Below are 11,118 nucleotides of genomic sequence, written 5' to 3'. Positions count from 1 at the left end.
CGGGCGGCGGGCGGCGGGCGGCGGGCGGCGGGCGGCGGGCGGCGGGCGGCGGGCGGCGGGCGGCGGGCGGCGGGCGGCGGGCGGCGGATCAGCCCAGCACCCCGTCGAGCCAGGGCACCACCGCGTCCGTGATCACGGCCATCGACTCCGGCTCGCCGACGCCCGCCGACTTCGGCACCGCGAAGCCGTGGTCACCGTGCGGCACCTCGCTGATCACGGTCCCCGGCGGGAACTCCTCCGGCCGGCCGAACGGGTCCCGGCCGCCCTGGACGACCAGCGTCGGCACCCCGGCGCCGGTCAGCTCGTCCGCCCGGGACTTCTCCGGCCTGCCCGGAGGGTGCAGCGGGAAGCTGAGCGCCAGTACGGCCACGGCGCCCAGCTCACGCGCCGTCCGGCAGGCCACCCGGGCCCCCGCGCTCCGGCCGCCGGCCACCACGGGCAGGCCCGGCTTCGCCAGCGCCGGCCACAGCGCGGTCCACCCCGCATCCAGGGTCCTGGGCGCGGGCGCCACCTTCTTGCCCGCCACCCGCCACGGCTGCTCGACCAGCGCGACGGTGTAGCCACGGGCCGGCAGCGCGGCCGCCAGGGCCCGTAGATCGCGCGCCTCGATCCCCCCGCCGGCGCCGTGGCCCAGGGCCACCACCGCCCGGGCCGGTCCCGTGCCGCGATACCAGGTGATCCGGGCGTCGCCCGCCGGTGTCGTGACCGTCTCGGTCGCGTCAGCTCTTGTCTCCGCCCGTGCCTGCGCCCCTGTACTCATACGCCCATCCTGCCCGGACGTACGCGAGATGGGCGGCACAGCACGCGGGAGGCGCCTCAGAACGGTACGCGGGGGCCTCGGAACGGTACGCGGGGCCTCAGAACAGCGTGCCGACCTCGGGCGCCGCCAGCTCGGTGATCAGCTCGGGGCCGTTGTTGCGGACGTTGCTGACGTCGGTGGACACGGGGTACGCCCGCATCAGGCCGGGCGGCGGGGGCGCCAGCAGTGCCCGCAGCTCACCGGGGTCCGTACGGGCCGGGTCGAGCCAGGCGTCCCAGCGGTCCGGCGGCAGCACCAGCGGCATCCGCGGGTGGATGTCCGCCAGTGTCCGCGGGCCCTCGCCGCCGCCCGCCCCGGCCAGCGGCGTGGTCTCGGCCTCGGTGGTGACGACGGTGCAGGTCACCCACCAGGCCAGTGGGTGGTCCCCGGGCAGGGTCGAGTCCCGCCAGAACTCGTACAGCCCGGCCATCGCCATCACGGAGCCGTCCGCGGGCGTCACGAAGTACGGCTGCTTCCGGGGCCGCTTCTTCCGGCCCTGCTCCTCCAGCTGCCGTTCGGCGGCACCGGTGACCCACTCGAAGTAGCCGTCACCGGGGAGCAGACAGCGGCGGGCGGCGAAGGCCTGGCGGAAGGACGGCTTCTCGTGCACCGTCTCGGCCCGTGCGTTGATCATCCGCGCGGCGCCCTCGGGTGTTTTCGACCACGACGGGACCAGGCCCCACTTCAGCGTCCGCAGCTGGCGCACCGGCCCCGGCGGGAAACCGGCGGCCGCCTCGCCCTTGAGGGGACGTTCGAGCACCGCATGCACGCTGTCCGTCGGAGCCACGTTCCAGCTGGGCGCCAGGGTCTCCGTCGGCTCCCACCGCTGGACGCCGAACAGTCCCACCAGGTCCTCGGGGCGACGACTCGCCGCATACCTACCGCACATGCATGCCACACTGCCATGCCACACGAAGGAGAGACATGGACACCGGCCACCTCACCGACATATGGGATCGAGTCGTCGGGACCCAGCCCGCTCCATCGCTCTGGCTGGTGATCGCCACGGCGGTGCTCGCCCTGGGCGCCGTGGTCCCGCGGACCGTCTGGCGGCTGTCGCGGAACGCCGTCACCATCGCGCACGAGGGCGGGCACGGGCTGATCGCCCTGGTCACCGGGCGCCGGCTGGAGGGCATCCGGCTGCACTCCGACACCTCGGGTCTGACCGTTTCGCGGGGCAGACCGACCGGGCTCGGCATGGTGCTCACCGCGGCCGCCGGTTACCTCGCCCCGTCCCTGCTGGGGCTGGCCGGTGCCGCGCTGCTGGCCGCGGGGCACATCACGGCGCTGTTGTGGGGCGCCACCGCGCTGCTGCTGGCGATGCTGGTCATGATCCGCAACGCCTACGGGGTGCTGACCATCGTCCTGACGGGTGCCGCGTTCGTCCTGGTCTCCTGGCTGACGACGGCGGAGGTGCAGGCGGCCTTCGGGTACGCGGTGGTGTGGTTCCTGCTGCTGGGCGGGGTACGGCCGCCCTTCGAGCTGCAGGGCAAGCGGCGCCACGGAGCGGCCCAGGACTCGGACCCGGACCAGCTGGCGCGGCTGACGAACGTCCCGGCGGCCGTCTGGCTCGGCTTCTTCCACGTGGTGACGCTGTGCTCACTGATCGGCGGCGGGCGCTGGCTGCTCGGCGTATGACGCCGGACGCGAGCCGCCCGCACGCGAGCGCACTACCAGTGCCATGTTTCGGATGGGTTGCGCCACTTTTGATCAAGATGGGGCGCCGTGCCCAGCCATTAAAGTAAGGGGCATGACCGAGAGCCCCGCACATCCCGCCCTGTGGCCCGCCCCCCTCGCTTCCGGGGCCGTCGACGCGACCGTCACCGTTCCCGGCTCGAAATCGGTCACCAACCGCGGCCTGGTACTGGCCGCGCTCTCGTCCGAGCCCGGCTGGCTCCGCCGCCCGCTGCGCTCCCGTGACACGCTCCTGATGGCCGAGGCGCTGCGCACCCTGGGCGTCGGCATCGAGGAGACCGCCTCCTCCAGCTCCGACGGCTCCGCGGACACCGCCGCGCAGTCCGGTGGCGGAGAGGCCTGGCGGATCATCCCGGCCGGTCTGCACGGCCCGGCCACCGTCGACGTCGGCAACGCCGGAACGGTCATGCGCTTCCTGCCGCCGGTCGCCGCGCTCGCCGACGGCCCGGTCCGCTTCGACGGCGACCCGCGCTCCTACGAGCGCCCGCTCGGCGGCGTCATCGACGCGCTGCGCACCCTGGGCGCCCGCATCGACGACGACAACCGCGGTGCGCTCCCGATGACAGTGCACGGCGGCGGCGCCCTGGACGGCGGCGCGGTCGAGATCGACGCGTCCTCGTCCTCCCAGTTCGTCAGCGCCCTGCTGCTCTCGGCACCGCGCTTCAACCAGGGTGTCGAGGTCCGGCACGTCGGCGCGGCGCTGCCGTCCATGCCGCACATCCGGATGACCGTCGACATGCTGCGCAGCGTCGGCGCGCAGGTCGACACCCCGGAGGCCGGCGGCGAGCCGAACGTCTGGCGGGTCACGCCCGGTGCGCTGCTCGGCCGCGATCTGGTCGTCGAGCCGGATCTGTCCAACGCCCAGCCGTTCCTGGCCGCGGCGCTGGTCACCGGCGGCCGGGTCACCATCCCGGACTGGCCCGAGCACACCACCCAGCCCGGTGACGCGCTGCGCGAGATCTTCACCACCATGGGCGGCACCTGCGAGCTGACCGAACACGGCCTGACCTTCACCGGCAGCGGCCGGGTCCACGGCATCGACGTCGACCTGGGCGAGGTCGGCGAGCTGACGCCGGGCATCGCCGCGGTCGCCGCGCTCGCCGACTCCCCGTCCACCCTGCGCGGCGTCGCCCACCTGCGGCTGCACGAGACCGACCGGCTGGCCGCGCTCACCAAGGAGATCAACGAGCTCGGCGGTGACGTCACCGAGACCGCGGACGGTCTGCACATCCGGCCGCGTCCGCTGCACGGCGGGATCTTCCACACGTACGAGGACCACCGGCTGGCCACCGCCGCGGCGGTGATCGGCCTCGCGGTCAAGGGCGTGGAGGTGGAGAACGTCGCCACGACGGCCAAGACCCTGCCCGACTTCCCCGCGATGTGGACGGAGATGCTCGATCCGGCGGCCGTCCCCGCCCGGAGAGCCTGAGGACCGGCCGCCATGCGCCGCTACGGCAAGAACCCCGATGAGGACGACGTCCGCGTCCGGCCCAACCGCAAGGGCAACCGGCCCCGTACGAACATCCGCCCCAAGCACGAGGACGCGGCCGAGGGCCTGGTCCTGACCGTCGACCGCGGCCGGCTGACCTGCCTCATCGAGGGCCGTACGGTCACCGCGATGAAGGCCCGCGAACTGGGCCGCAAGAGCGCGGTGGTCGGCGACCGGGTCGCCGTCGTCGGCGATCTGAGCGGCGCCAAGGACACCCTCGCCCGGATCGTCCGGGTCGAACCGCGCAGCTCGACACTGCGCCGTACGGCCGACGACGACGACCCGTACGAGCGGGTCGTGGTCGCCAACGCCGACCAGCTCGCCATCGTGACCGCGCTCGCCGACCCCGAGCCGCGGCCCCGGCTGATCGACCGCTGTCTGGTCGCCGCCTACGACGCGGGCCTGGACCCGCTGCTGGTGCTGACCAAGTCCGACCTGGCGTCCCCGGACGCGCTGCTGGAGTCCTACGGCGCGCTGGGCGTCCCGTACGTCGTGACCAACCGCGAGGAACTCACCGACGGCAGCGCCGCCGAGCGGGTCCGGGAGGCGCTGAAGGGCCGGATGACGGCGTTCGTCGGACACTCCGGTGTCGGCAAGACGACCCTGGTCAACGCGCTGGTCCCGGACCGCCGCCGGGCCACCGGCCACGTCAACGCGGTCACCGGCCGCGGCCGGCACACCACCACCTCGGCGCTGGCCCTCCCCCTCCCCGGCGACTCGGGCTGGGTCATCGACACCCCGGGGGTGCGCTCCTTCGGGCTGGCCCACATCGACCCGTCCCGGGTGATCCACGCCTTTCCCGACCTGGAGCCGGGCACCGTCGAGTGCCCGCGCGCCTGCAGCCACGACGAGCCGGACTGCGCACTGGACGAGTGGGTCTCCGACGGCCACGCCGAGCCGGCCCGGCTCTACTCGCTGCGCCGCCTGCTGGCGACCCGGGAGCGACGCGAGGGCGACTGACCCCCGGAGTTCACTCCCGCCGGGCCGGGACAACTGCATAATCACACCAGGCCGGTGCACCGGTCACCGGGCCCTGACCGCGCGGCCGGGCCCTCGGGAGTGCGGGCGAGAAGGCGCCCTGGGCCCTGCCGTCATCACTCGTCCAGCTGACGGAGGCATGGGTATGGCGTGGTCGTGGCTGCTGGTCGTGGTGGCAGGGGTGCTGGAGACCGGCTTCGCGGTCTGCCTGAAGCTGTCACACGGATTCACCCGCCTCTATCCGACCGTCGCCTTCGCCGCCTTCGCACTGGGCAGCTTCGGTCTGCTGACACTGGCCCTGCGCAGGCTCGACATCGGCCCGGCGTACGCGGTCTGGACGGGTCTGGGCGCGGCCGGCACGGCGATCTACGGCATGGTCTTCCTCGGCGACCTGGTCTCCACCCTCAAGATCGTCTCGATCACGCTGGTCATCGTGGGCGCGATCGGACTGCAGCTGTCGGGGTCGGGACACTGAAGCCGCCGGGCCCGGGCTGCTCCACAAGAGCTGATCCACAAGACACCGCCTAGGGCCTGTCCGATGGGTCGGACGTCGCGGGCCCACGCGGACCCATCGGACAGGCCCTAACCGCCCGCACCGCTCGACAGCCGGTCGAAGGCGCCGCGTACGAGCCGTGACACCGCCTCCGTCTCCGCCTCCCGCCGGGTCCGCCGGGCCGGCGGGCGCCCCGGTCCCGGCGCCGTCTCCGCGGCCGGGGCGACCACGCAGGACAGCGTCAGCCGCGCCGCGGTCTCACAGGCGGTTCCCAGGGCGGGCAGCTGCTCCTCGGGCCAGTCGGGCTCCAGTGCGGCGACCGCCTGGGCACAGAGCCGGCCGACGAGCTCGGCGGGGCCGGGCAGCGGGCCGTTCGCGAACGGTGCGGACGGCGCGGCCGGCCGGGTGCGCTGAGCGGGCACGCCGTCCGGCTGCCCCGCCCGGTGCGGCGCGGGGACCGCCGACACCACCGCCGGGTCCGGCAGCAGGCTGCCCCAGCAGCCCGTCAGCGCTGCCCTGACCAGCGGGTTGATCCGGGCGGTACGCAGCGTCCAGGCGGCCGCGGCGACCATCCGGGCCGCCGCGTCACCCGGTGTCCCGGCGGCCGTGCCGCCACCCCGGGCCAGCGCCCGGGCGGCCCCGGCGAGGTAGTTCTCGGTCTCCCGGCGGACCAGGGCCCGGGCCAGCCCGTCCTTGCTGCCGAACTCGTTGTAGAGGGTCTGCCGGGAGACCCCCGCCGCGGCCGCGACGTCGACCATCCTTACGGACGCCCAGGCCCGGGTCGTCAGCGCCGTATAGGCGGCGTCCAGCAGGGACTCACGCGCTGCGGGCATCCATCCCCTCCCCGGCCGCCGGCCCGGGTGGCCGGTTGGCGCACAGAATTGATGCGGCATCAGGGACTGTCAAGAGTCACGGCAACACACTCCCGCCACTCGCCCGGCGGGCGCCACACGCCGGGCCGGGCATGGCCGTGTGGCTCCGGCGTATACCTATGGATACTGTTCGCACATGCCCGACTATCACGATGATCTCCGCCTCGGCCATGTGCTCGCCGACGCCGCGGACGCCGCCACCATGGAGCGCTTCAAGGCGCTCGACCTCAAGGTCGAGACGAAACCGGACATGACCCCGGTGAGCGAGGCGGACAAGGCCGCCGAGGAGCTCATCCGCAGCCAGCTCCAGCGGGCCCGGCCACGGGACGCGGTGCTCGGCGAGGAGTTCGGCAGCGAGGGCGCGGGGCCGCGCCGCTGGATCATCGACCCGATCGACGGCACCAAGAACTACGTCCGCGGGGTGCCGGTCTGGGCGACGCTGATCGCGCTGATGGAGCGCGGCGAGGGCGGCGACCGCCCGGTGGTCGGCATCGTCTCCGCGCCGGCGCTGAACCGCCGCTGGTGGGCCGCGGAGGGGCTGGGCGCCTTCACCGGCCGGAGCCTGACCTCCGCGACCCGGCTACAGGTGTCGAAGGTCGGCCGCATCCAGGACGCGTCCTTCGCCTACTCCTCGCTGACCGGCTGGGAGGAGCGCGGCAGGCTTCCGGGCTTCCTCGACCTGAGCCGGGACTGCTGGCGCACCCGGGCCTACGGCGACTTCTGGCCGTACATGATGGTCGCCGAGGGGTCGGTCGACATCTGTGCCGAGCCGGAGCTGTCGCTGTGGGACATGGCGGCCTGCGCCGTGGTGGTCAAGGAGGCCGGCGGGCAGTTCTCCGGCCTGGACGGCAAGCCGGGCCCGCACAGCGGCAACGCGGCGGCCTCCAACGGGCTGCTGCACGAGGATCTGCTGAGCTACCTCGGCGACACCAGGCGCTGACGCCCGCCCGCGGCGGAGCGGGCGGAGGGGCAGGCGTTCGGACAACCGTCCAGCTTCTCCCCCTTGTTGTGTCACACCACGGCATGTGAACATGAGAATCCGGGGCTTTGTGAACTTGTGAACCCCTTCCCAAGCTCACCTTCGCAAGCTCACCTTCACCAGGTCGCATTCACCCGGTTCACGCTCACCCGGTCCACATTCACCAAGGAGGTGGCTCCACTCCATGCCCATGCACGTCAAGGACGCCATGAGCACGGTGATCCTCACCATCGGGCCCGCTCACACCCTCCGCCAGGCAGCCCAGTTGATGGCGGCCCGCCGCGTCGGCGCCGCCGTGGTCCTCGACAGCGACAACAGCGGCATCGGCATCCTCACCGAGCGCGACATCCTCAACTCCCTCGGCGCGGGCGAGAACCCCGACCGGGAGACCGCCCAGAGTCACACCACCCCCGACGTCGTCTTCGCCACACCGGACTGGACCCTGGACGACGCCGCCGAGGCCATGGCGCGCGGCGGTTTCCGGCATCTGATCGTCCTCGACGGCGGGGAACCCGTCGGAGTGGTCTCCGTACGCGACCTGCTGCGCGTTCAGGTGGCCTGCGGCATACGGCCGTAGCGGCGCCGGAGACAGGACCCGAGGGCCGGCCCCGCGAACGGGAACCGGCCCTCGGACATACGGCACGCGCCCGTCAGCCGCGCAGGGCCTGGACCGCGGCCTCCAGCCGCTTGCCGTAATCCGCGTCCGCCTTGCGGAAATTCTCGATCGCCCGCTGCGCGATGTCGTCGCGGGAGACCTGCGAGATGAAGCCCGCCAGATTGCCGATCAGGCGCTCCCGCTCGGCCTCCGACATCAGCCGGTAGAGGTTGCCGGCCTGGACGAAGTCGTTGTCCTCGGCGTGCGAGGGCGCCGCGGAGTCGCCGGTGGCGCCGGTGACCGGGAGCGGCTGCCACAGCGGCGCACCGGTCTGAACCGGGCCGCCGAAGCTGTTGGGCTCGTAGTTCTTCCGGCCGCCGTGCCGGCCGTCGTAGAGCACACCGTCCCGGCCGTAGGTACGCGCCTCGGTGGCGTGCGGACGGTTGACCGGCAGGTGGTCGGCGTTGATGCCGACGCGGTAGCGGTGCGCATCGCCGTACGCGAAGAGCCGGCCCTGGAGCATCTTGTCGGGGGACGGGCCGATGCCCGGCACGAAGTGGTGCGGGGAGAAGACCGACTGCTCGACCTCGGCGAAGATGTTCTGCGGGTTGCGGTTGAGCTCCAGCTTGCCGATCTCGATCGGCGGGTAGTCCTCGTGCGGCCAGACCTTGGTCAGGTCGAACGGGTTGAAGCGGTAGGCGGCCGCCTCGGCCGCGGGCATGATCTGCACCTGCACGGTCCAGGTCGGGAACTCACCGCGCTCGATCGCCTCGCGCAGATCGCGCTGGTGGCTGTCCGGGTCCTCGCCGGCGAGCTTGTCGGCCTCGGCCTGCGTGAGGTTCCTGATGCCCTGGTCGGTCTTGAAGTGGTACTTGACCCAGAAGACCTCGCCGGCCGCGTTGTTCCACTGGAAGGTGTGCGAGCCGTAGCCGTTCATGTGGCGGTACGAGGCGGGGATGCCGCGGTCGCCGAACAGCCAGGTCACCTGGTGCGTGGACTCGGGCGACAGCCCCCAGAAGTCCCACACGTTGTCGGCCTCCTGCGAGCCCGTGTACGGGTCGCGCTTCTGCGTGTGGATGAAGTCGGGGAACTTCATGGCGTCCTTGATGAAGAACACCGGGGTGTTGTTCCCGACGAGGTCGTAGTTGCCGTCCTCGGTGTAGAACTTCAGCGCGAAGCCGCGCGGGTCGCGCACCGCGTCCGCCGAGCCGAGGTTGCCCGCGACCGTCGAGAAGCGCAGGAACGTCTCGGTCTGCTTGCCGACCTCGGAGAGGAAGGCCGCGCGGGTGTACTTCGTCACGTCCGCGGTCACCGTGAACGTGCCGTAGGCGCCGGCGCCACGGGCGTGCACGATGCGCTCCGGTATGCGCTCGCGGTTGAAGTGCGCGAGCTTCTCTATCAGGAGCTGGTCCTGGATGAGGCCGGGACCCCCGACGCCGGCCGACTCGCTGTTCTGGTTGTCCGCGACCGGAGCGCCGGACTCCGTGGTCAGCGGTCCGTTGTTGGTGTCTACCGACACGTGCGCCTCCTGAAAGTCTTCTCCACCTGCCCTTGGCGTAAGCCGATCACGATCCTACATTGGACTTTGTCTAAGTCAAGAAGTACACGAAAGTCGTACGCAATCCGGCGATGGACCGTGCACTGCTACGCTGGCTCTATCTGAGTGATAGGTGATGGGTATGAGTGACCTGCTGGAACGGCTCCGGGGACGCGGCTGGCGGCTGACCGCGCAACGACGCGTTGTCGCCGAGGTTCTCGACGGGGACCACGTCCACTACACCGCCGACGAGGTCCACGCGCGGGCGTCCGACCGCCTTCCCGAGATCTCCCGCGCCACGGTCTACAACACCCTCGGCGAGCTGGTCGCGCTCGGCGAGGTGCTCGAGGTGAGCACGGACGGCCGGGCCAAGCGCTACGACCCCAACGCCCACCACGACCACCAGCACCTCATCTGCTCACGGTGCGGCACGATCCGCGACGTCCACGTCCAGGGCGACCCGCTCTCCGCCCTCCCCGAGCCGGAGCGGTACGGCTTCCAGGTCTCCGAGGTCACCGTGACCTACCGGGGCATCTGCCCCACCTGCAACGACGACTCCTGACCCGGGCCGGCCGGTGCGCCCCGGGCACCCCGCCGCCCGCGGTGACCTACGTCACCACGTCACCCCTCACCTCGGCTTGACCCTCACATCAATGTGAACGTTCGAGCATCTCACCGGAGAGACCGCCGCAGGCCGCAGCGGTCTCGCAGGACCGCACACGAGGTGAGATGCCATGGACAACCCGCTCTACGACTACCGCCCCATCGTCGGCCGCGAGCCCATCCGCTGGCCCGGCGGCGCCCGGGTCGCCTTCTACGTCGGGCTCAACATCGAGCACTACCGGATCGACCGCCCCTCGACGAGCACCTTCCCGGACACCGCGGGACTGACGCCGGATCCACTGAACTACGGCTGGCGGGACTACGGCCCCCGGGTGGGCGTCTGGCGGCTGATCGAGAGCCTCGACCGGCACCGGATCCGGGCGAGCGTCCTGCTCAACTCCGCGGCCGGCGAACGGTATCCGCAGATCATCGAGGCCGGACGGGCCCGGGACTGGGTGTGGCTCGCCCACGGCAGGGACAACTCGACCTTCCAGGCCGATATGGCCCCCGACGAGGAACGCGCCTACCTCACCGACGTCATCGACACCATCGAGCGGACCACCGGCCAACGGCCCCGCGGCTGGCTGGGCCCGGCGCTCACCGAGACCTTCCGGACGCCGGAGCTCCTCGCGGACCTCGGCCTGAGCTATGTGCTCGACTGGACCAACGACGACCAGCCGTACCGGCTCCAGGTGCCCGGGATGCTGAGCGTGCCGTACTCGGTCGAGCTGAACGACATCGGCCTCTTCGTCAGCAAGGGCCTCACGGGACCGGACTTCGTCACGATCGTCAAGGACCAACTGGACCGGCTCCACGAGGAGTCGGCGGACAGCGGCCGGGTGATGTCGCTCGCCCTGCACCCGTTCGTCATCGGCCAGGCCTTCCGGCACAAGTACCTGGACCAGGCGCTGGAGTACGTCGCGAACCACCCCGACGTGTGGCTCACCACCAGCGACGAGATCGCCGCACACTACGCCCGGACCGCCTGACAGGGCCCGGCCCGGGCCGCCCAGGACACCGGGGACCGGGGATGTCGCTCGCACGACGAAGGCCCGGATTCATGGAATCCGGGCCTTCG

12 protein-coding genes are annotated in these 11,118 nt (G+C 72.2%); 8 read left to right on the top strand and 4 right to left on the bottom strand.

From position 1 onward, the window contains the following. Positions 1-88: 88 nt before the first annotated feature. Positions 89-760, bottom strand: a complete 672-nt coding sequence (locus AZE13_RS03280; RefSeq protein WP_066926560.1) for an alpha/beta family hydrolase — start codon at positions 758-760, stop codon at positions 89-91. A gap of 97 nt (positions 761-857) precedes the next feature. Beyond that, on the bottom strand, positions 858-1,688 hold the full coding sequence (locus tag AZE13_RS03275; RefSeq protein ID WP_066926558.1) for an SOS response-associated peptidase: 831 nt from the start codon (positions 1,686-1,688) through the stop codon (positions 858-860). Between the two features lie 35 nt (positions 1,689-1,723). On the opposite strand from AZE13_RS03275, the gene AZE13_RS03270 reads away from it, so the two are divergent. The 4 genes from AZE13_RS03270 to AZE13_RS03255 all read left to right on the top strand — a co-directional run bounded on the left by AZE13_RS03270 (position 1,724) and on the right by AZE13_RS03255 (position 5,436). Beyond that, on the top strand, positions 1,724-2,437 hold the full coding sequence (locus tag AZE13_RS03270) for a M50 family metallopeptidase (RefSeq protein ID WP_066926556.1): 714 nt from the start codon (positions 1,724-1,726) through the stop codon (positions 2,435-2,437). Positions 2,438-2,549: 112 nt separating this feature from the next. Next, positions 2,550-3,923: a 3-phosphoshikimate 1-carboxyvinyltransferase gene (gene aroA / locus AZE13_RS03265; protein WP_066926554.1), complete on the top strand. Its 1,374-nt coding sequence runs from the start codon at positions 2,550-2,552 to the stop codon at positions 3,921-3,923. A 12-nt stretch (positions 3,924-3,935) separates the two neighbouring features. Next, positions 3,936-4,943 carry a ribosome small subunit-dependent GTPase A gene (rsgA, locus tag AZE13_RS03260; protein ID WP_066926552.1) on the top strand — a complete coding sequence of 336 codons (1,008 nt, stop codon included), beginning with the start codon at positions 3,936-3,938 and terminating at the stop codon, positions 4,941-4,943. Between the two features lie 163 nt (positions 4,944-5,106). Then, positions 5,107-5,436 carry a DMT family transporter gene (locus AZE13_RS03255; RefSeq protein WP_066926550.1) on the top strand — a complete coding sequence of 110 codons (330 nt, stop codon included), beginning with the start codon at positions 5,107-5,109 and terminating at the stop codon, positions 5,434-5,436. 107 nt (positions 5,437-5,543) lie between these two features. On the opposite strand, the gene AZE13_RS03250 is transcribed toward AZE13_RS03255, so the two are convergent. Then, positions 5,544-6,287 (bottom strand): TetR/AcrR family transcriptional regulator, encoded by a 744-nt coding sequence (locus AZE13_RS03250; protein ID WP_066926548.1) that lies wholly within the window; start codon positions 6,285-6,287, stop codon positions 5,544-5,546. Between the two features lie 175 nt (positions 6,288-6,462). On the opposite strand from AZE13_RS03250, the gene hisN reads away from it, so the two are divergent. Then, a complete protein-coding gene (gene hisN, locus AZE13_RS03245) occupies positions 6,463-7,266 on the top strand; it encodes a histidinol-phosphatase (protein WP_066926546.1) in 804 nt (267 codons plus the stop codon). A gap of 229 nt (positions 7,267-7,495) precedes the next feature. After that, the gene (locus AZE13_RS03240) at positions 7,496-7,882 is read left to right on the top strand and encodes a cyclic nucleotide-binding/CBS domain-containing protein (RefSeq protein ID WP_066927196.1); all 387 of its coding nucleotides are present in this window, start codon (positions 7,496-7,498) and stop codon (positions 7,880-7,882) included. A gap of 73 nt (positions 7,883-7,955) precedes the next feature. On the opposite strand, the gene AZE13_RS03235 is transcribed toward AZE13_RS03240, so the two are convergent. Continuing rightward, positions 7,956-9,419, bottom strand: coding sequence for a catalase (locus AZE13_RS03235; protein ID WP_066926544.1), 1,464 nt, complete (start codon positions 9,417-9,419; stop codon positions 7,956-7,958). Positions 9,420-9,579: 160 nt separating this feature from the next. Here AZE13_RS03235 and AZE13_RS03230 point away from each other — a divergent pair, with 160 nt between their 5' ends. Together AZE13_RS03230 and AZE13_RS03225 are read left to right on the top strand one after the other, a co-directional pair. Then, complete coding sequence (locus AZE13_RS03230) at positions 9,580-9,999, top strand: Fur family transcriptional regulator (protein ID WP_066927194.1); 420 nt, start codon at positions 9,580-9,582, stop codon at positions 9,997-9,999. 172 nt (positions 10,000-10,171) lie between these two features. After that, a complete protein-coding gene (locus AZE13_RS03225) occupies positions 10,172-11,029 on the top strand; it encodes a polysaccharide deacetylase family protein (RefSeq protein ID WP_066926542.1) in 858 nt (285 codons plus the stop codon). The last annotated feature ends 89 nt before the right edge of the window (positions 11,030-11,118 follow it).

Source organism: Streptomyces sp. NBRC 110611, assembly GCF_001590865.1.
Taxonomy (GTDB): Bacteria; Actinomycetota; Actinomycetes; order Streptomycetales; family Streptomycetaceae; genus Streptomyces.
The sequence above is the reverse complement of the archived record's forward strand: the minus strand, read 5'-3'. Positions and strand labels throughout refer to the sequence as shown.

Bases quoted from the DNA above. Each gene is read 5' to 3' on its own strand.
- AZE13_RS03270 (WP_066926556.1), top strand. From the start codon at position 1,724: ATGGACACCGGCCACCTCACCGACATATGGGATCGAGTCGTCGGGACC.
- AZE13_RS03280 (WP_066926560.1), bottom strand. From the start codon at position 760: ATGAGTACAGGGGCGCAGGCACGGGCGGAGACAAGAGCTGACGCGACC.
- AZE13_RS03225 (WP_066926542.1), top strand. From the start codon at position 10,172: ATGGACAACCCGCTCTACGACTACCGCCCCATCGTCGGCCGCGAGCCC.
- AZE13_RS03230 (WP_066927194.1), top strand. From the start codon at position 9,580: ATGAGTGACCTGCTGGAACGGCTCCGGGGACGCGGCTGGCGGCTGACC.
- aroA (WP_066926554.1), top strand. From the start codon at position 2,550: ATGACCGAGAGCCCCGCACATCCCGCCCTGTGGCCCGCCCCCCTCGCT.
- AZE13_RS03250 (WP_066926548.1), bottom strand. From the start codon at position 6,287: ATGCCCGCAGCGCGTGAGTCCCTGCTGGACGCCGCCTATACGGCGCTG.
- AZE13_RS03240 (WP_066927196.1), top strand. From the start codon at position 7,496: ATGCACGTCAAGGACGCCATGAGCACGGTGATCCTCACCATCGGGCCC.
- rsgA (WP_066926552.1), top strand. From the start codon at position 3,936: ATGCGCCGCTACGGCAAGAACCCCGATGAGGACGACGTCCGCGTCCGG.
- AZE13_RS03275 (WP_066926558.1), bottom strand. From the start codon at position 1,688: ATGTGCGGTAGGTATGCGGCGAGTCGTCGCCCCGAGGACCTGGTGGGA.
- hisN (WP_066926546.1), top strand. From the start codon at position 6,463: ATGCCCGACTATCACGATGATCTCCGCCTCGGCCATGTGCTCGCCGAC.
- AZE13_RS03255 (WP_066926550.1), top strand. From the start codon at position 5,107: ATGGCGTGGTCGTGGCTGCTGGTCGTGGTGGCAGGGGTGCTGGAGACC.